The sequence below is a fragment of the Clostridium sp. UBA7791 genome (genome assembly GCF_002480755.1).
GTDB lineage: Bacteria > Bacillota > Clostridia > Clostridiales > Clostridiaceae > Clostridium_J > Clostridium_J sulfidigenes.
Window position 1 is genome coordinate 684,715 of sequence record NZ_DLCT01000003.1, and the last position, 18,817, is coordinate 703,531.

An 18,817-nucleotide genomic window follows, 5' to 3' on the forward strand; every position below is an offset into this window, starting at 1 on the left:
TTAATAAATCCATATATTTTTAATTTAAAGCTAAACTACTCAACTAACATATTATAAATAACTAGTTTCTAATCACATTGCGATTAATCCAATCTAGTCTGTCTACTATATTTAACTTTTGTGTACACAGAGTTTCACATTTTTTACACCCAATGCAATCGCTGGGAGCCATATCTTTATCAAAGTCAATATCGCCATATTTAGAGAGTAATTCATACATTTCTTTTATACCATTAATACCTTTTAATACGTAATAATTATATAAATCCATATATTTAGGAATATTAATACCTTTAGGACAATGTTTGCAATATTGACAAGTTGTACATAGTTGATTCATATCTTGCCTAAGAGAAGATTTTAAAGTTTCTATTTGAGAGTTTTTGAGAATAGTAAGGTTTTTAACAGCATCTACATTATGCTTAACTTCTTCCTTACTACCCATACCAGATAGAGTTACTGAAATACATTCATGAGAAGCATTAAAACGCAGCGCTGCTTGTACAACACTTTCATTTTGATTTTGTTTTACAAATGAAAAATATTCTTGATTTTCAGGAATTAATCCACCACCTAAAGGGTTCATGGTTGCTACTCCTAGACCATGCTGATGAGCAGCTAAAATACCTTCTTGTCGATACGGAAAGTTTAAAATGTTGTACCCTAAGGTTACTCCTTCAAAATAACCTTCTTCTACCATAATTCTAATTTCTTCACCAGAAGCATGGGTAGAAAATACTAGGTGGTCTATTAAGCCTTCCTCCTTAGCTTTAAGAGCTCCCCAATAAGGACCACCTTTGGCCATAACTTTTTTATAGTGATTAAGGTCCATAATACACCACATGTGATGAAAGTTAATTTTGTCTATACCAAGTCTTTTGAGTGAGTTTTCTATTCTACGTCTTACTGAATCTGCATCTGGTTCACTACCAAGACTGCTTTTAGTAGATACATAGAATTCACCAGACATATTTTTAAAAGCTTCTCCAAAGATATCTTCACTTCTATCATTGCAATAGTTAGGTGCAGTATCAAAGTAATTTATACCAAGGCTATTTGCATACCTAACTATTTCAGCTCCTTCTTCAATGGAACAATCATCTTTAAATCTCATTCCACCAAAGCCGAGGGCAGAAACCATTTTACCAGTTTTACCATAGGGTTTATAAATCATTTTGGACACTCCTTTAATTCTCTATTTTTAATAAATGTATCAATTATATTAAATCCTTCTTCAGGATTTATTGTGCCAGACAAAGATGCTTCCATAGGACATTGCCCATCTTTTTTACGATTATTTATATAAGGAACTATTTCTTCGTAGTCAAATTTAATATTATGGGAATTTAAAATATCTATAGCGCCTTGACTAATTATTTGTGTGTAGATATATTCCACACCACCATAAATAGCCATCAGAGCAACTGCCTTTCCAACAATTTTATCACCCATTATTAATGGTATAGGAGACACTCCATTTTCTTTGATATATTTATATATAGGGCTTACACCTTTATCAAAGGAAGTCATCACAGTTTTTTCTTTGCTCATAAGGATACAGCTATATTTATATTCTTCAAGTAAAGCTTTTATACGGGTTTTCATTTTAATACGCCTCCAAATTTATTGAGTCATTAAGTTTTTAGTATATGGTAGCTTACATAACCAATAGAGAATTGGTGGGATAATTAGCATTTGAAGTATTATTCCGGGAATACCTTGAGTTATTGCTATAGATATACCCATAGCAGGAGGAAGAAAAATTCCCAAAAATTTTGTAGCAACGACAAAAACTAAACCTCTAGTTATTCTACCTGCAATCATAGATACAATAAGTGATACATATATGTTGAATTTAAATTTCTTAAATATAAGACCTGTAAATAATCCATAAGTACCTAGTTCAACTATCATAAGATATAACATAGGTATTGCAGGCATTATTCCTCCAGTATATAAAAAGCTACAAATAGGACTTAAAATTCCAATTATTAATCCGGTAATAGGACCAAGGATAAATCCAGCAATTAAAACTGGAATATGCATAGGAAGAAGTGTTGTTCCAATACCGGGACCTCCCACTAAATGAAACAATTGGGGAAGTAAAATGCTGCAAGCAATTAAAAGTCCACTGTAAACTATTTGTTTTGTTTTCAATTTTATCACACCTTTTCAATAATTATTTTTGGACTCTAAGTAATTATACCATTATAAGTAAATGTACTTCTATAATTATTTTTAAAATTATGAATATTAAATTAGTAATTTGATATAAAGTATAATAAAAGGTGTTAAAGCAAGTAACTTAACTCCTTTTATCTACTGAACTTAAAATCATACTTAAATAAATTTCTCTATGTTATCGGTAAAGATACCATCACATCCAATTTTATCAAGGTGATTGGCTATAAATGGTTTATTTACGGTGTAGGTGAATACTTTTAAGTTATTATTATGAGCCAATTTGATTAAAGGCTCATTTACTAAATAAACATTAGGATTTAAAGAATAAGCACCTAGATTTTTAGCATAGGCAATTATATTATCAATTTTTCTATCAATTAGCACACCTAATTTTATATTTTTATCTATAGACTTACATATTTCAAGGGAAGTGTGATTAAAACTAGAAAGTAATACATGGTTTTCAATACCATAGTTTTTTATTAAATCAATCACATCTTTTTCTATATTATTATAGTGAATAACATCAGTTTTAAGTTCTATATTTATAAGGACTTTACTAGGTTTAAGTAACTCTAAGACCTGGTATAAAGTTGGAATCTTACATAACTTGCTATTTTCATAATCAATATTTTTAGATTTTAAGGAACTAATTTCTTCGAGGGTTAAGTCTTTTATAAGTCCTTTACCCTGAAAGGTTCTTGCAACATCTTCATCATGAATAACTACTAGCTTATTATCCTTTGTTTTATGAACATCTAGTTCAATTGCTTTTGCACCTGCAATAATAGCCTTATGAAAGGCAAGCAAAGTATTCTCAGGATAATTTTTGCTAGCACCTCTATGAGCAAAATAAATCATAATTTATACACCTCCGTATATAAATATATTACTACAGTTGAACAAAGGTGTTAATATGTGATAAAAGAATAATATATTAAAATATATTAAAAAAGTAATGGGGAATTTCCCCATTACTTAAGGATCGGTTATAATTTTAATTTATATGAGGGCTTTGAAATCCTTCTCTCTTAATAGAATGCTTTTTAGCAGTTCTATTATGATTTTTTCCTGTCTCACTAGTAATTGGTGTTTGATAATTACATTTTTCCATTCTAGCTTGTTTGTTATCTGGTTGACTATCCTTTGTCATAAGAATTCCTCCTAAAAAAATAAATTTGAATATAATTTTAGTGTGGTTTATTTTGTGTATTTTATTATAGGAAATTAAAGGAGTGTAAAATAAATGAAAAGTAATAGAAATATTTTCAAGACAATTAGTAAATTAACAAAGGTTATAATGATCGTCGTAGTTATTTGCACATCAAATATTTTATTCTATGGATGTAGCTTTATAAGTAAAGAATCAAAGTATAATAATAAAATAGATATAGAAGATAAGTCTAATAAGGATTTGAAAAATAATAATATGGTGGAAGAATTCGGTGAAGAGGAGCCTCAAGTTGACCCAATACAAGATGAAATAGATGCTATGTCATTAGAGGAAAAAGTAGGTCAGCTGTTTATTGTTGGATTTGATGGTTATGAAGTGGATGATAATATTATTAGTTTAATAAAAAATAAAAAAGTAGGAGGTATAATATTATTTAGTAAAAATATTAACACTGTAAGTGGAACAAAAAAGTTAATAGAAAGTTTGAATGGGTTAAATAATGAAAACAAGGTTAAACTTTTTATGTCAGTGGATGAAGAAGGTGGAGTTGTAAGTAGAATTCCTAAGGAAATGGGACGTTTTGAATCTGCATGGGATGTAGGAGCTACTGGAGATTTAAATTATGCTTTTGAACATGGAAAAGCTATAGGTGAAACTATAAAGTCTTTAGGTTTTAATCTTGACTTCGCACCTGTGCTAGATGTGAATTCTAATCCTAATAATCCAGTTATAGGTAATAGAGCATTTTCAGATGATCCTGAAATTGTTAAGAAAATGGGAACGGAAGTATATAAAGGTTTGAAGAGTGCAGGTGTTTTAGGAGTAGGAAAGCATTTCCCAGGACATGGGGATACAGATGTTGACTCTCATGTGGGGGTGCCAGTTATAAATAAATCCCTTGATGAATTAAAAAAATTAGAGTTAATTCCATTTAAATATGCAATAGATAATGGTGTTGAAATGATAATGGTAGGTCATTTATACTTACCTCAATTAGATAAGGATTACGTAGCAAGTATATCTGAAAATATTGTCACAAAGCTTTTAAGGGAAGAGTTAGGATTTAATGGAGTAGTTGTCACAGATGATATGATTATGGAGGGAGTTAAAGGCAAGTATCCAACTAATGAATCAGCGGTTAAAGCTATAGAAGCAGGGAATGACATAATAATAGTATCATCAGGTATACATGATCAAAATAGTGCCATAGATGGAGTAGTAGAAGCTGTTAGAAATGGTATCATTACTGAAAAAAGAATTAATGAGAGTGTTTATAGAATTTTAAAACTAAAAAATACAATTTCTAGACATTGAATTACTTATATAATTGTGATATAAGTAATTATGGGCAGTATAGGAATAACTGCACCTATAATTTGATTATATCTTTAAATTAGAATATATAGATTGAAAAATAATATTCTAATTTGTATATAGCTATTATTCTCTAGGGAAAGCAGCTATAAAGGAAAAGTTTTACGGACAGCTCATATCTTTTAGAATGAGACTTAGATAACAAATTACTTCACATGATTTTTAGTTTTAAATTTCAGTTAATATTTATGTATTGTTTTAATATTAACTTAGAAAACAGATAAAGTGAGGAGTGATTGTTATAAAATTTGGATTCATTGGAGCCGGGAAGGTTGGTTTTTCGCTAGGGAAATACTTTAAAGAGAATGGTATCTTACTTATTGGATATTATAGTAGGAATCATAGCTCAGCTAAGGAAGCCGCAGAATTTACTGGCACAAAATCTTTCATAAACTTAAAGGAGTTAATGAAAGAAAGTGATGTGATTTTTATTACTACCCCAGATGGAGAAATTCATGGGGTTTGGAATGAGCTTAAAGAGTTGTCTATAAAAAATAAATTAATATGCCACTGTAGTGGTTTGTTATCTTCGGAAATCTTTTCAGATATAAGCAGGTTTGGTGCTTACCCATATTCTATACATCCTATGTTTGCCATATCAGACAAATATAATTCCTATAAAAATTTTAAAAAAGCCTTTATAACTATTGAAGGACATGAAAAATATATTGATAAATTAGCTGAAATTTTTCGTTCTCTGGGTAATTCGGTAAAAATTATTGAAAAAGAAAGTAAGAGTTTATATCACTTAGCATCGGTTATTAGCAGTAACTTGGTTCTAGGGCTTATTAATAATGGTGTAAATTATCTTAAACAGTGTGGTTTTAGTGAAGATTTAGCCATTGAAGCCTTATATCCTCTTATAAACAATAATATAGAGAATATAAAATCTTCAGGAATGGTAAAAAGCCTTACAGGACCATTGGAAAGAGGTGATTTATCTACTATGAAGGCTCATATAGCTTGTTTAAGTGAGGAAGATAAAGTTTTATATAGGATGTTAAATAATAATTTGTTAAAGGTGGCAAAGAAAAAAAATAAAAATAGAGATTATAGTGAGATTGAACAATTTCTAGGAGAGGAAAAATAAAATGAAAAATACGACTATAACATTTAGAGAAGCAAAGGCAAAGGGTGAAAAAATAACTATGCTTACTGCCTATGACTATTCCATGGCTAAGATTATTGATAGTTCAGGGATTAATGGTATTTTAGTTGGAGATTCAGTAGGGATGGTGTGTCTTGGTTATGAGGATACAATTTCAGTAACTATGGAGGATATGATTCATCATACAAGGGCCGTAGCAAGAGGAACAGAAAATGCTTTAGTAGTTGCAGATATGCCATTTATGTCTTATCAAACTTCTGTTTATGACGCTGTTTTTAATGCGGGACGCCTTATGAAAGAGGGACGTGCTCAATGCGTAAAAATAGAAGGTGGAGTAGATATGTGCGATAGAATTGAAGCTATAACTAAAGCGTCTATTCCTGTAATGGCACATATAGGATTAACCCCTCAATCAGTAAATTCCTTAGGGGGATTTAAGGTGCAGGGAAAAAGTGAAGAAGCGGCTAAAGAACTTATTGAAGCAGCAAAAGCGGTAGAAAAAGCTGGCGCATTTTCAGTGGTCTTAGAGTGTGTTCCAGCTAAGTTATCAGAGATAATTAGCAAAGAAATATCAATTCCAACAATAGGTATTGGAGCAGGAGCTAGTTGCGATGGGCAAATTCTTGTATATCAAGATATGTTAGGAATGTTTAATGATTTTACACCTAAGTTTGTTAAGAAATATGCGGATTTAGGAGCTACAATGACAGAAGCTTTTAAAGCCTATATTGAAGATGTAAGTAAGGGAATTTCTCCAGCACTAGAGCATGGATTTAAAATAAGTGAAGAAGTTATATCTAAACTATATTAAAAGTAAACTCAGTGCTGAGTGAATTAATAAAATTAAACTAAAAAGAAGGTAAAATTATGGAAATATTAAATGATGTAATAAAAGTAAGAGAAGTAGTTAAAGGGTGGAAGGCTCAAGGTTTAAAAGTAGGATTAGTTCCAACTATGGGTTATTTACATGAAGGTCATGAAAGTTTGATTAAAAAGGCTGTATCAGAAAATGATAGAGTAGTAGTTAGTGTTTTTGTAAACCCAACTCAATTTGGGCCTAATGAAGATTTAGATAAATATCCTAGAGATTTAGAAAGGGATTCAAAACTTTGTGAAAATGCTGGAGCAAGTTTAATATTTCATCCAGAAAGTGAAGATATGTATTATAAAGATGCTTCAACTTTTGTAGAGGTAGGTGGTTTGACCACTGGACTTTGTGGAAGTAGCAGACCAACGCACTTTAGAGGAGTTTGCACTGTAGTTTCTAAGTTATTTAATATTATACCTGCCCATAGAGCATATTTTGGAGAAAAGGATGCTCAGCAATTAGCGGTTATAAAAAGAATGGTAAGAGATCTGAATTTTGATATTGAAGTAGTAGGATGTCCAATTATTAGAGAAACTGATGGACTTGCGAAGAGTTCAAGAAATATATATTTATCTCCAGAAGAAAGAAAGGCTGCATTAGTGCTTAATAAATCTCTTTCTATGGCTAAAAAACTATTAGAGGATGGAGAAAGAAATCCAGATAATATTAAAAAGCTAATTAGGGAAAATATAGAGAAAGAAGATTTAGCCAAAATAGATTATATAGAAGTGGTAAGCAGTGAAAGTTTAGAGATGGTAAAAGAGATTAAGGAGGATGTCCTAGTAGCATTGGCAGTGTACTTTAAAAAAGCAAGATTAATTGATAACTTTACTTATCACATATAATTAGGAGGAAAAACAATGACAATAACGATGTTAAAGGGAAAAATACACAGAGCTACTGTAGTCCAAGCTGAGCTTGATTATGTAGGGAGTATTACAGTAGATGAAGATTTACTTGATGCAGCAGGAATTCTAGAATATGAAAAGGTTCAAATTGTAGATATTAACAATGGAAGTAGATTTGAAACTTATACTATAGCAGGAAAAAGAGGTAGTGGTCTTATATGCCTTAATGGAGCAGCAGCTAGATGTGTTCAAGTAGGAGATAAGGTTATAATTATGAGTTATTGTGAAATGAATGGAGAAGAAGCCAAAGAACATAAACCAACAGTGGTTTTTGTAGATCATAGCAATAAAATAAAAGAAATTGCACATTATGAAAAACATGGTGAGCTTAAGTAAGTATAAACATATATAATTTCATATTTATTAGGAATGTAGAAAGTTCATAAATCGAAATTAACTATTTATGAGCTTTTTCCATTCCTTTTTTTATAAATTTTAAAAATTAAAAATAAGGAATTAAATATATTGTAATTATAACTATATTAAGGAATAATATAATTATATGGATATAAAAGGAGATGGTATTATATGAATATTTATGAACCACATAAGTCTTCTATAGGAAATATAGATGCTAATGTTATGGCTCTGATTGCTTACGGTGCAGCAATAGTAGTAATTTTTATTCCAGGAATAAAGATTATAGCATGGCTTGCTCCTATTGTAATTTATATTTTAGAAAAGGATAGCAGTTTTGTGAAGTTTCATGCTATGCAAGCTTTTTTAATAAATATTGTAGGTATTATATTTAGTTCTATTATATTTATGATTATAGGTGGTAGTATAGGATTAATGTTTTTTAGACCTCTAGCATATGGGGCCCTAGGTACTATATTACTATCAGCAATAATAACAGGTATAGTTGCTATAGTTATAACTATATTTGAAATTATTTCAATGGTGAAGTGTTATGAATATAAAGAATATGAAATTCCTATTATAGGGTTAATGGCTAGAAAAATAGCATATAAAAAATATTGATATGGTATAATCTTTGAAATTCGTAGATTGATGATGATATTAAAAGGATTTTTAAGGATTATACTTAGATGTACGAAATAAAATGGGATAATGATGAAAAGAAGGCTTTTTTAATTTATGTATTTATAGTAAAATAAAGGTATTAACCTTTAAAAGAATAGGAGGATGATTATTATGAAAGTTATAGATGAAAATAATTTTGAAAATGAAGCAGGCAAAGGTTTAGTTTTAGTGGATTTCTTTGCTACTTGGTGTGGACCATGCCAAAGATTAACTCCAGTGTTAGAAGATATTCAAGGAGATTTTGATGGTAAAGTTAAATTTTTAAAGTCAGATATTGATGAAAGTAGATCTCTTGCTAAAAAATTCTCTGTTATGAGTGTACCCACTATGGTAGTACTTAAAGATGGAATTCCTGTAGATAGAATGGTAGGCTATATGTCTCCAGAAGACATTAAAGCTAAACTTCAAACTCATCTTTAAAAATAACAAATAAAAATCTCACCAACTTGGTGGGATTTTTATTTATATTATAAAAGTAAAAGTGTAGCATATATATCAGATTTAAATGATTAGTTTTTAATGAAATTTAATAATCAACCTAGTAAATTAAATATTTTTTACATAAATATAAATATGAAAATGGTAGTAAATAAAAGAAAATGAAAGTAAATACTATATTTCAACGGGAAATTAAGAAAAAATATGATATACTATATTTGACACATATTCTAATGTGATATACTATATTGATATAAAGAGTATAACAATGAATTGCGGGGGTTCAATTATGATAAACGTTGGAATAAATGGATTCGGAAGAATCGGAAGAACTTTTTTAAGGATAGCATGTGAAAGTCCTGAGACGGATTTTAATATTGTAGCTATAAATGCTAGAGCAGATATAAAAACACTTGCACATTTATTTGTTTATGATTCATGCTTTGGTACCTTCAAAGGAGACGTTAAGACAACAGAGGATTCAATAATAATTAATAATAAAGAAATAAAGATAACAAGATGTGGATCACCAAAAGAAATTCCTTGGAAGGACTTAGAGGTTGATTTAGTTATAGAGTCTACTGGAAAATTTAAAACAAAAGAAGAACTTATGGATCATGTAAAAGCAGGAGCTAAAAAAGTTATATTAACAGCACCAGGTAAAGATGAAGATATAACAGTAGTAATGGGTGTAAATGATTCTGATTTAGATTTATCACAACATACAATCATATCAAATGCATCATGTACTACTAATTGTCTAGCACCTGTAGCTAAAGTAATAGATGATAAATTTGGGATTAAAAAAGGATTTATAACTACAGTTCACTCTTATACAAATGACCAACAAATCCTTGATAAGAGTCATAAAGATTTAAGAAGAGCAAGAGCGGCAGGGGAATCTATAGTGCCAACTACAACTGGAGCTGCAAAAGCGGTTGCAAAGGTATTACCTCAATTAAAGGGTAGATTAGATGGATTTGCATTAAGAGTTCCAACAGCTGCTGTATCTATAACAGATTTAGTATGCGAAGTTGAAAAAGAAACTACCGTAGAAGAAATAAATAGAGTAATTAAAGAAGCATCTGAAAATGAACTTAAGGGAATATTAGGTTTATGTGAATTACCATTAGTATCTGTAGACTTTAAAGGAGATAGTAGATCTTCTATAGTAGATGGATTATCAACTATGGTAAATGGAAACATGATTAAAGTAGCATCTTGGTATGATAATGAGTGGGGATATTCAGCAAGAGTTGTTGATTTAGCTAACTACGTTGCACAGATGTTAAAGGAAGAAAAAGTTACTAAAATAGCTTAAGGTGTTAAGGGTTTTAAGTAACAATATAAATTAATTTAGCCAACTATTATAAAATACCAATATATTTAATTTAGAGTCAAGAGATTATTTTGTAAAAGAAATAGTCTCTTGATTCTTTTTATAGTATAATTAGACCTTGAGTTGAATTATAAATTTGAACTATATTTGAGTAGGTGATTAAATGTTAGAAAATAGATTTTTACCAATTTGTAAAGATGATATGTTAGAAAGACAATGGGAACAGTTAGATTTTATAATAGTAACAGGAGATGCATACATAGACCATCATAGCTTTGGTACTGCTATAATTTCTAGAGTTCTTGAAGATGCAGGATTTAAAGTAGGAATAATTCCTCAACCTGATTGGCATAACACTGAAGATTTTATGAAATTAGGAAGACCTAGATTAGGATTTTTAGTTAATGGTGGTAACATGGATTCCATGGTAAATCATTACACTGTAGCTAAAAGAGTTAGAGAAAAGGATCTTTATTCTCCAGGTGGGAAAATAGGTTTAAGACCAGATCGAGCTACTATTGTATACTGTAATAAAATTAGAGAAGCATATAAGAATATTCCGGTTATAATTGGTGGAGTAGAGGCTAGTCTTAGGAGATTTGCCCATTATGATTACTGGAGTGATAAGGTAAGAAAATCAATGTTAGTAGATAGTGGAGCTGATTTACTTATATATGGAATGAGTGAAAAGCAAATAGTAGAAGTGGCAAATTGTTTAAATGATGGATTAGAAGTTCAGTATATAAGACATGTGCCTGGAACATGCTATATGATAGATGACTTAGAATATGTAAGCGGGTATATTGAGATACCGTCCTATAAAGCTGTATCTATAGATAAGATGGAGTATGCCAAAGCATTTAAGGTTCAATATGAAGAACAAGATCCAGTAAGAGGAAAGGCTCTAGTACAAAAGCATGCCAATAGATATGTGGTACAAAATAGACCAGAGATGCCACTAACTAGGGAAGAGTTAGACCATGTTTATGGATTATCTTACACAAAAAATTATCATCCTTGTTATGAAGAAGCAGGTGGAATAGCTGCTATAGAAGAGGTTAAATTTAGTATAGTTAGTTCTAGAGGTTGCTTTGGAAATTGTTCTTTTTGTGCTATAACTTTCCATCAAGGAAGAATAGTTCAGAGTAGAAGCGAAGATTCTATTTTACAAGAAGTTGTAGAAATAACAAATTTACCTGATTTTAAAGGATATATTCATGATGTGGGAGGTCCTACTGCAAACTTTAGACGCCCTGCATGCAAAACTCAGCTTAAGCATGGTGCATGTAAGCATAAGCAATGTTTATATCCAAAACCATGTAAAAATATAGATGCAGATCATACTGAGTATTTAGAACTACTAAGAAAGGTAAGAGCTACTCCTAAGGTGAAGAAGGCATTTGTACGCTCAGGGTTACGTTATGATTATATAATGGCAGATAAAAATGATACCTTCTTTAAAGAACTTGTAGAACATCATGTAAGTGGACAATTAAAGGTAGCTCCAGAGCATGTTTGTGCTGATGTTTTAAAGTATATGGGAAAACCATCTGGGAAGACCTATGATAGATTTGTAGATAAGTTTTATAATCTTACTGAGCAAGTTGGAAAGAAACAATATATTATACCTTACTTAATGTCTAGTCATCCAGGGAGTACATTAGCATCAGCTATAGAGTTAGCAGAATATCTAAGAGATATTAATTATCAGCCAGAGCAAGTTCAGGATTTTTATCCAACACCTGGAACTTTATCTACAGCTATGTTTTATACAGGGGTAGATCCATTAACTATGAAAGAGATATATGTACCTAAGAGCAAGAGGGAAAAAGCAATGCAAAGAGCTCTTCTTCAATATAGAAACCCTAAAAAGTATGATATAGTATATGAAGCTTTAGTGGAAGCTGGAAGAGAAGATTTAATAGGAAATGGACCGAAGTGTTTAATAAGGCCTAAAACACAAGGAAAAAATCTTAACCATGGTGGAAATTACAGTAGGCATAAAAAGGTTGGTAAAGAACATAGTAATAGTAAAACAGTTTTACCTAGAGGTAGTCATGGAAGAACTTCTTTAGAAAGAAAAAAGGGTAAAAACACTTCTACTAATAAGAGAAAATCTATGAAGAAAACTCGTCAGTAGTTAGGGAAAAGAAATAAGAAATAAGAAATAAGAAATAAGAAATAATTAAATCAAAATTTATTGTAAATATAAAATAAAAGTAATAATGATAGTAGATTTTCATTATTACTTTTATTTTTGATTAAAAAAATTTCATTATTGACAAAATAGTACGATGGTAGTACTATTTATTTAAAGATATAGTACGAAATTCGTACTAATTAAATTTTACGTTTAGCAAACAATAATATAGGTTGTAATCTATTGATTTAATAATTGAATTATGATGATTGTAGGATATAAGAAGATTTTAAAGGAGTAGGTGTAATGGAGGATAATGACAAGTTAATTGAAGAATTTTCGAATTTATGGAAAATGTTTTTGTCTTTTTCAAATCAACATAGGACTATGGAGGAATTTCCTAGGATAGAAAGACTTAATACTATGGAAATTAGTATTATAAGAATTGTCTATGATAGGGATGATATAATTTTAAAGGAAATTTGTAATATGTTAGACATACCTAAAAGTACTTTAACCAGTGCTATAGATAGGCTAGAAAGACTTAATTATGTGAATAGAACTATTAGTAAGAGAGACAGAAGATCCTATGGATTACAACTTACAGATGAAGGCAAGGAAGTGAAGAATGAACATATAGCTTTTGAAAGAAAATTGTATGGATATGTTTTAAATGCCTTAGACACAAATGGTGAAAGAGAAGAATTTTTAAAGCTATTTAGAAAGATAGTTAATAATATTTAAGTTTTATGAAGGGAGAAATGCTACTTAATTAGATATAAAATTGGAGTAGCAGGTGATGTTATGGAGACAGAAAAATTAACAATAAGAGTTCAACAAAGTTTAAATGATGCCTATGAGGAAGCAGTAAGAAATAATCATCAACAAGTAGATATTATTCATTTATTCTCTGCACTTCTAAATCAAAGAGATGGATTAATACCTAATGTCCTTGAAAAAATGGGTGTGGATGTTGAAGGAATTAAAAGAAAAGTAAATTTAGAGCTAGAGAAAATGCCTAAAGTATTAGGAGAAGGAGCTCGTTCATCTGGAGTTACTGCCACTAGAAGAATCAATGAAGTTTTAGTTAAGGCTCAAGATATATCAGAGAAATTTCATGATTCCTATATAAGTGTAGAACACATAATGATGGCTATCATGGAGGTTGATGCAAAAGGTATATCAGGGAAAATACTTAAGGAATATGGCATAGATAAAGAAAAATTTATGGAAGTGTTATCTCAGGTTAGGGGAAATCAAAGGGTAGATACTAATGATCCAGAGGGAACTTATGATGCTCTTGCTAAGTATGGAACGAATTTAATTGACCTTGCTAAGGAACATAAATTAGATCCTGTAATAGGAAGAGATGAAGAGATAAGACGTGTAATTAGAATTTTATCAAGAAGAACTAAAAACAATCCAGTGCTTATTGGTGAGCCTGGAGTAGGTAAGACTGCCATAGTTGAAGGTTTGGCAGAAAGAATTGTACGTGGAGATGTACCAGAAGGATTAAAAGACAGGATGATTTTTTCTTTAGATATGGGAGCTTTAATTGCAGGAGCTAAGTATAGAGGTGAATTTGAAGAAAGACTTAAAGCTGTACTAAAGGAAGTTAAGAGTTCTGATGGGAAGATAATATTATTTATAGATGAAATTCATACTATTGTAGGTGCTGGAAAAGCTGATGGAGCTATGGATGCAGGAAATCTTATAAAGCCTATGCTAGCAAGAGGAGAATTACATTGTATTGGAGCTACTACTTTTGATGAATATAGACAATATATAGAAAAAGATAAAGCATTAGAGAGAAGATTTCAACCAGTTATTGCAGAAGAGCCTACAGTACAAGATACAATTTCAATATTAAGAGGACTTAAGGAAAGATTTGAAATACACCATGGAGTTAGAATTCATGATTCAGCTATAGTAACAGCAGCCAAATTATCTAATAGGTATATTCAAGATAGGTTTTTACCAGACAAAGCCATAGATTTAATTGATGAAGCTGGGGCTATGATAAGAAGTGAAATAGATTCTCTTCCTACAGAACTTGATATGGTTAGAAGAAAGCTATTTACATTAGAAACTGAAAGAGAAGCTCTGATTAAAGAAAGTGATGAAGCATCTCAAAAGAGACTTGAACAACTTCAAAAGGAGTTAGCAGAATTAAAAGAAAAAAATGATGAAATGACTGCTAAATATGAACAAGAAAAAAGCAAGATTCTTGAAGTTAGAACTTTGAAAGAGCAATTGGATGAAGCTAGAGGTAAGGTTGAAAGGTATGAGAGAGAATATGATTTAAATAGTGCTGCAGAACTAAAATATGGGGTTATACCACGTCTTGAAGAAGAAATAAAGGAAAAAGAAGAAAGCATGCACAATAATTATGAAACAGCCCTTCTCAAAGAAGAGGTTACAGAAGAAGAAATTTCTCAAATTGTATCTAAGTGGACTGGAATTCCAGTAACACGATTAGTAGAAGGGGAAAGAGAAAAACTATTAAGATTAGAGGAGGAACTTAGCAATAGGGTAATAGGTCAAGATGAAGCAGTAACAGCTGTTGCTAATGCCGTAATTAGGGCTAGAGCAGGGATGAAAGATGAAAATAAGCCTATTGGTTCATTCATTTTCCTAGGGCCTACAGGGGTAGGTAAAACAGAACTGGCTAAAACTTTAGCGAGAAATTTATTTGATAGTGAAGAAAATATTATAAGAATTGATATGTCAGAGTACATGGAAAAATATTCAGTATCAAGACTTATAGGAGCGCCTCCAGGATATGTAGGTTATGAAGAAGGGGGACAATTAACTGAAGCGGTAAGAAGAAATCCATATTCAGTAGTTTTATTTGATGAGATAGAAAAGGCTCATGAAGATGTATTTAACGTATTTCTACAAATATTAGATGATGGAAGACTCACTGATAATAAGGGCAAAACTATAGACTTTAAAAATACTATAATAATTATGACTTCTAATATAGGTAGTAGTCATCTACTAGAGGATAGTGGTGTGATTACTGAAAAAACTAAAGCTTTAGTAATGAGTGAAATGAAGAGTAGGTTCAAGCCAGAATTTTTAAACCGTGTAGATGACATTATAATGTTTAAACCACTAAATATTGAAGGTATAAAGAAAATTATAGATATATTTATTGACCATGTTAGAAGAAGATTATATGATAAAAATATAGGTTTAGAAATTACTGACGTAGCTAAGGAGATTTTAGCAACAGAAGGCTATGATCCAGTTTATGGGGCAAGACCACTAAAAAGATATATTGGAAATGTTTTAGAAACCATGATTGCAAAAAAAATTATAGCTGGGGAAGTTTACGATGGATGTAATATTTTAGTAGATGGTAAGGGTGAACAAATAGTATTTGAAATAAGTAATAAAGGGATTACTACTGTATAAATAAAGATAAAATAAAATATTTATATAATTACTTGCATTATACGTAAAGTGTATGTTATACTGAGTAAGTGGTTAAACACAAATAAAATTGAAATAAAGATTTAACATATATAATAATTTTCTTCAATTCGAGGATTTGTTAATAATAGGTGGATCTTTAAAATGGAGGAATTGTAAATGGCAGATAGAACATTAACATGCAGAGATTGCGGAAACGAATTCGTATTCACAGAGGGAGAGCAAGCTTTCTACGCTGAAAAAGGATTCGAAAATGAGCCAACTAGATGTGCTGATTGCAGAAGAGCAAGAAAAGCAGAAAGAAATAGAAGATAATTAATATTTAATATTTCAATGAAAGCTATAAGAAGTGATTCTTATAGCTTTTATTTTTGAGCTATATAGAATTAACTATTTATATAAAAAGTATTAATGTATAAAATTTTAAAAATAAGTAGAAATATATATATAAATCTAATATGATGTAAAATAGGAATAATGATTAGATATTAATTAGATACAAGGAGATAGTTATGGAAAGTGGATTTAAAAAATATAATTTAAGTGAAAACATATTACAGGCTCTAAACAATCTAGGGTTTGAAAATCCTTCTGAAGTTCAAGATAAAACAATTCCAAGTCTTTTGGATGGAGAAGATATTATAGTAAAATCACAAACTGGAAGTGGGAAAACAGCGAGCTTTGGAGTTCCTATTTGTAATGAAGTTAGGGTAGAAGAGGGAAAAATAACAGCATTAGTTCTAGTTCCCACAAGAGAACTTGCATTACAGGTTAAAGATGATATATCCAATATAGGGAGAATAAAAAAAGTTAGATGTGCTGCTGTTTTTGGAAAGCAGCCTTTTAATGAGCAGGTTAGAGAACTTAAGCAGAGGGTACATATAGTAATAGGAACACCTGGGAGGATAAGTGACCATATGAATAAAGGAAACTTAAACTTTAAGGATTTAACATATGTAATCATTGATGAAGCAGATAAAATGCTAAATATGGGTTTTATAGATCAGATAAGTGATATACTAGATAGACTACCGAAAAAAAGGACAACAGCTCTATTTTCTGCAACAATACCAGAAAGTATCGAGGAGCTATGCACTAATTATATGATAAACCCTAGATTTTTAGAAATAGAATCCAAGATATTTAATCGCGATAAAATAAAAGAATCATATTTAAATGTTGAACATAAAGATAAGTTTAAAGCCTTATGGAAGAACTTATATGCATGCACACCGGATGCAGCTATAATATTTTGTAATACCAAAGATAAAGTTAAAAAAGTGTATGAAGAATTAAAGTCAGAGGGAATTTCAGTAGAACAACTACATGGAGATATGGAACAAAAAATAAGGATTGAAACTATGGAAAGGTTCAAGAATGAGGATTTTAAAGTACTGGTTGCTACGGATATTGCAGCAAGAGGGATTCATGTAGATAATATAACTCATGTATTTAATTATGAAGTTCCAATGGAAAGGGAAAGTTATGTTCATAGAATAGGTAGAACGGGAAGAGCAGGACGGGAAGGAACAGCTATAACTTTAGTTTCTGAATATGAAAAGAAGTATTTGACTTCTATAGAAGAATACTTAGGGTATAGTATTAAAAAGGGGAATTTCCCAAGTGATTTAGAGATTAAAGAAGGTAAGAGTGTATTTAAGGAGAGTCAGAAAGAACTTAAAGTAGGACAGAGAAATAAAAAGAAAGTAATTCATAAAGATATCTTAAAAGTATACATTGGAGCTGGTAAAAAAAAGAAAATAAGGAATATAGATATAGTGGGAGCTCTTAGTAATCTTCCAGATTTGAATGGAGACGATATTGGTATAATAGATATACAAGATAATATTTCTTATGTAGATATACTGAATAATAAAGGTGAGAACTTCTTAAAAAAATATGGAGAGATAATTATTAAAGGTAAAAAAGTTAAAGTGCAAAAATCTAGGAAATAAAATTAAAATATATATTGAATTATTATTATCGCCATGATATACTAAAAGAGTAGTAAATACAAAAATATATTATAAAGATTTAAGATTAATAACACTTTTCTCCAGTTTTAGAGAATCAGTTAGTTAAAAGTAAATCTTTAAAAATGGAGGAATGAAAAATGGCAGATAGAACATTAACATGTAAAGATTGCGGAAATGAATTCATATTCACAGAAGGAGAGCAAGCTTTCTACGCTGAAAAAGGATTCGAAAATGACCCAGTAAGATGTGCTGATTGCAGAAGAGCAAGAAAATCAGAAAGAAATAGAAGATAGTAATATTTAATATTTCAATAGAAGCTATAAGAATTAATCTTATAGCTTTATTTTTATATAAAATTATAATAATTTATTAAAATATAAGGATTGATTTTATATATAGTATATGAGTTATTTAAAAATAAAATAATCCTATAATTGGTATAAAAATGGATATAAGTATTCAAAAAATACTTGAAATTTAACTAGCAAAGTGATAAACTGAAACCATAAAATAAAAAGATTCACATCTATTATAACTTTCTCCGTTTTTAGGGAATTGGTTAATTGAATGTAAATCTTTAAAAATGGAGGAATTAAAATGGCAGATAAAACAATATTATGCAAAGACTGTGGTAAAGAATTTATATTTACAGAGGGAGAGCAAGCTTTCTACGCTGAAAAAGGATTCGAAAATGAGCCAGTAAGATGCCCAGATTGCAGAAGAGCAAGAAAAGCAGAAAGAAATAGAAGATAATAATCTATTTTCTATAGAACTACAGACTAAGGTCTTGTAGTTCTTTTTTTAGTTAAAGGACTATTCTAAGGCA

The 18,817-nt window shown here is 30.2% G+C and carries 20 protein-coding genes; 15 read left to right on the forward strand and 5 right to left on the reverse strand.

Features of this window, described 5'->3' with window-relative positions; all coding sequences use genetic code 11:
• Positions 1 to 61: 61 nt before the first annotated feature.
• The 5 genes from B3Z56_RS04920 to B3Z56_RS04940 form a co-directional block, all read right to left on the reverse strand.
• Complete coding sequence (locus B3Z56_RS04920) at positions 62 to 1,174, reverse strand: aldo/keto reductase (protein ID WP_346848906.1); 1,113 nt, start codon at positions 1,172 to 1,174, stop codon at positions 62 to 64.
• Positions 1,171 to 1,605, reverse strand: coding sequence for a DUF1893 domain-containing protein (locus B3Z56_RS04925; protein WP_051824025.1), 435 nt, complete (start codon positions 1,603 to 1,605; stop codon positions 1,171 to 1,173). Before B3Z56_RS04925 ends, B3Z56_RS04920 begins: the two co-directional genes overlap by 4 nt.
• A gap of 18 nt (positions 1,606 to 1,623) precedes the next feature.
• Entirely contained in the window at positions 1,624 to 2,157 is a 534-nt protein-coding gene (locus B3Z56_RS04930) for an ECF transporter S component (RefSeq protein ID WP_346877867.1), read from the reverse strand.
• A 183-nt stretch (positions 2,158 to 2,340) separates the two neighbouring features.
• Positions 2,341 to 3,045: a glycerophosphodiester phosphodiesterase gene (locus B3Z56_RS04935; RefSeq protein ID WP_346848908.1), complete on the reverse strand. Its 705-nt coding sequence runs from the start codon at positions 3,043 to 3,045 to the stop codon at positions 2,341 to 2,343.
• A gap of 136 nt (positions 3,046 to 3,181) precedes the next feature.
• Positions 3,182 to 3,337, reverse strand: coding sequence for a hypothetical protein (locus B3Z56_RS04940; protein ID WP_167402876.1), 156 nt, complete (start codon positions 3,335 to 3,337; stop codon positions 3,182 to 3,184).
• Between the two features lie 93 nt (positions 3,338 to 3,430).
• Between B3Z56_RS04940 and B3Z56_RS04945 the strand changes: the two genes are divergently transcribed.
• The 15 genes from B3Z56_RS04945 to B3Z56_RS05015 all read left to right on the forward strand — a co-directional run bounded on the left by B3Z56_RS04945 (position 3,431) and on the right by B3Z56_RS05015 (position 18,744).
• On the forward strand, positions 3,431 to 4,672 hold the full coding sequence (locus B3Z56_RS04945) for a glycoside hydrolase family 3 protein (RefSeq protein WP_346878368.1): 1,242 nt from the start codon (positions 3,431 to 3,433) through the stop codon (positions 4,670 to 4,672).
• Between the two features lie 301 nt (positions 4,673 to 4,973).
• Positions 4,974 to 5,822 (forward strand): Rossmann-like and DUF2520 domain-containing protein, encoded by an 849-nt coding sequence (locus tag B3Z56_RS04950; RefSeq protein WP_346848996.1) that lies wholly within the window; start codon positions 4,974 to 4,976, stop codon positions 5,820 to 5,822.
• A 1-nt stretch (position 5,823) separates the two neighbouring features.
• Entirely contained in the window at positions 5,824 to 6,651 is an 828-nt protein-coding gene (panB, locus tag B3Z56_RS04955; protein WP_346878369.1) for a 3-methyl-2-oxobutanoate hydroxymethyltransferase, read from the forward strand.
• Positions 6,652 to 6,707: 56 nt separating this feature from the next.
• The gene (gene panC / locus B3Z56_RS04960; RefSeq protein ID WP_346877863.1) at positions 6,708 to 7,553 is read left to right on the forward strand and encodes a pantoate--beta-alanine ligase; all 846 of its coding nucleotides are present in this window, start codon (positions 6,708 to 6,710) and stop codon (positions 7,551 to 7,553) included.
• 15 nt (positions 7,554 to 7,568) lie between these two features.
• Positions 7,569 to 7,952 (forward strand): aspartate 1-decarboxylase, encoded by a 384-nt coding sequence (gene panD, locus B3Z56_RS04965; RefSeq protein ID WP_346848912.1) that lies wholly within the window; start codon positions 7,569 to 7,571, stop codon positions 7,950 to 7,952.
• A 192-nt stretch (positions 7,953 to 8,144) separates the two neighbouring features.
• Positions 8,145 to 8,597: a DUF4870 domain-containing protein gene (locus B3Z56_RS04970; RefSeq protein ID WP_346848913.1), complete on the forward strand. Its 453-nt coding sequence runs from the start codon at positions 8,145 to 8,147 to the stop codon at positions 8,595 to 8,597.
• 174 nt (positions 8,598 to 8,771) lie between these two features.
• The gene (gene trxA, locus B3Z56_RS04975; RefSeq protein WP_346848914.1) at positions 8,772 to 9,080 is read left to right on the forward strand and encodes a thioredoxin; all 309 of its coding nucleotides are present in this window, start codon (positions 8,772 to 8,774) and stop codon (positions 9,078 to 9,080) included.
• 304 nt (positions 9,081 to 9,384) lie between these two features.
• Complete coding sequence (gene gap / locus B3Z56_RS04980; protein WP_150843439.1) at positions 9,385 to 10,419, forward strand: type I glyceraldehyde-3-phosphate dehydrogenase; 1,035 nt, start codon at positions 9,385 to 9,387, stop codon at positions 10,417 to 10,419.
• A 181-nt stretch (positions 10,420 to 10,600) separates the two neighbouring features.
• On the forward strand, positions 10,601 to 12,577 hold the full coding sequence (locus B3Z56_RS04985; RefSeq protein WP_346848915.1) for a YgiQ family radical SAM protein: 1,977 nt from the start codon (positions 10,601 to 10,603) through the stop codon (positions 12,575 to 12,577).
• 306 nt (positions 12,578 to 12,883) lie between these two features.
• Positions 12,884 to 13,321, forward strand: a complete 438-nt coding sequence (locus B3Z56_RS04990; protein ID WP_346848916.1) for a MarR family winged helix-turn-helix transcriptional regulator — start codon at positions 12,884 to 12,886, stop codon at positions 13,319 to 13,321.
• Positions 13,322 to 13,381: 60 nt separating this feature from the next.
• Complete coding sequence (gene clpB, locus B3Z56_RS04995; protein ID WP_346878370.1) at positions 13,382 to 15,997, forward strand: ATP-dependent chaperone ClpB; 2,616 nt, start codon at positions 13,382 to 13,384, stop codon at positions 15,995 to 15,997.
• A 177-nt stretch (positions 15,998 to 16,174) separates the two neighbouring features.
• Complete coding sequence (locus tag B3Z56_RS05000; protein WP_035132601.1) at positions 16,175 to 16,330, forward strand: zinc-ribbon domain-containing protein; 156 nt, start codon at positions 16,175 to 16,177, stop codon at positions 16,328 to 16,330.
• A gap of 197 nt (positions 16,331 to 16,527) precedes the next feature.
• Positions 16,528 to 17,970 carry a DEAD/DEAH box helicase gene (locus B3Z56_RS05005; RefSeq protein ID WP_346878371.1) on the forward strand — a complete coding sequence of 481 codons (1,443 nt, stop codon included), beginning with the start codon at positions 16,528 to 16,530 and terminating at the stop codon, positions 17,968 to 17,970.
• Positions 17,971 to 18,128: 158 nt separating this feature from the next.
• Positions 18,129 to 18,284, forward strand: a complete 156-nt coding sequence (locus tag B3Z56_RS05010; protein ID WP_035132599.1) for a zinc-ribbon domain-containing protein — start codon at positions 18,129 to 18,131, stop codon at positions 18,282 to 18,284.
• A gap of 304 nt (positions 18,285 to 18,588) precedes the next feature.
• Complete coding sequence (locus tag B3Z56_RS05015) at positions 18,589 to 18,744, forward strand: zinc-ribbon domain-containing protein (protein WP_035132598.1); 156 nt, start codon at positions 18,589 to 18,591, stop codon at positions 18,742 to 18,744.
• Positions 18,745 to 18,817: the final 73 nt, after the last annotated feature.

Excerpts from the sequence above, each read along its gene's own strand:
- trxA (WP_346848914.1), top strand. The coding sequence starts at position 8,772 with ATGAAAGTTATAGATGAAAATAATTTTGAAAATGAAGCAGGCAAAGGT.
- panC (WP_346877863.1), top strand. The coding sequence starts at position 6,708 with ATGGAAATATTAAATGATGTAATAAAAGTAAGAGAAGTAGTTAAAGGG.
- B3Z56_RS04985 (WP_346848915.1), top strand. The coding sequence starts at position 10,601 with ATGTTAGAAAATAGATTTTTACCAATTTGTAAAGATGATATGTTAGAA.
- B3Z56_RS04935 (WP_346848908.1), bottom strand. The coding sequence starts at position 3,045 with ATGATTTATTTTGCTCATAGAGGTGCTAGCAAAAATTATCCTGAGAAT.
- panB (WP_346878369.1), top strand. The coding sequence starts at position 5,824 with ATGAAAAATACGACTATAACATTTAGAGAAGCAAAGGCAAAGGGTGAA.
- B3Z56_RS04945 (WP_346878368.1), top strand. The coding sequence starts at position 3,431 with ATGAAAAGTAATAGAAATATTTTCAAGACAATTAGTAAATTAACAAAG.
- B3Z56_RS05015 (WP_035132598.1), top strand. The coding sequence starts at position 18,589 with ATGGCAGATAAAACAATATTATGCAAAGACTGTGGTAAAGAATTTATA.
- B3Z56_RS04970 (WP_346848913.1), top strand. The coding sequence starts at position 8,145 with ATGAATATTTATGAACCACATAAGTCTTCTATAGGAAATATAGATGCT.
- B3Z56_RS04920 (WP_346848906.1), bottom strand. The coding sequence starts at position 1,174 with ATGATTTATAAACCCTATGGTAAAACTGGTAAAATGGTTTCTGCCCTC.
- B3Z56_RS05010 (WP_035132599.1), top strand. The coding sequence starts at position 18,129 with ATGGCAGATAGAACATTAACATGTAAAGATTGCGGAAATGAATTCATA.
- B3Z56_RS05005 (WP_346878371.1), top strand. The coding sequence starts at position 16,528 with ATGGAAAGTGGATTTAAAAAATATAATTTAAGTGAAAACATATTACAG.
- B3Z56_RS04940 (WP_167402876.1), bottom strand. The coding sequence starts at position 3,337 with ATGACAAAGGATAGTCAACCAGATAACAAACAAGCTAGAATGGAAAAA.
- clpB (WP_346878370.1), top strand. The coding sequence starts at position 13,382 with ATGGAGACAGAAAAATTAACAATAAGAGTTCAACAAAGTTTAAATGAT.
- B3Z56_RS04925 (WP_051824025.1), bottom strand. The coding sequence starts at position 1,605 with ATGAAAACCCGTATAAAAGCTTTACTTGAAGAATATAAATATAGCTGT.
- panD (WP_346848912.1), top strand. The coding sequence starts at position 7,569 with ATGACAATAACGATGTTAAAGGGAAAAATACACAGAGCTACTGTAGTC.
- B3Z56_RS05000 (WP_035132601.1), top strand. The coding sequence starts at position 16,175 with ATGGCAGATAGAACATTAACATGCAGAGATTGCGGAAACGAATTCGTA.
- B3Z56_RS04990 (WP_346848916.1), top strand. The coding sequence starts at position 12,884 with ATGGAGGATAATGACAAGTTAATTGAAGAATTTTCGAATTTATGGAAA.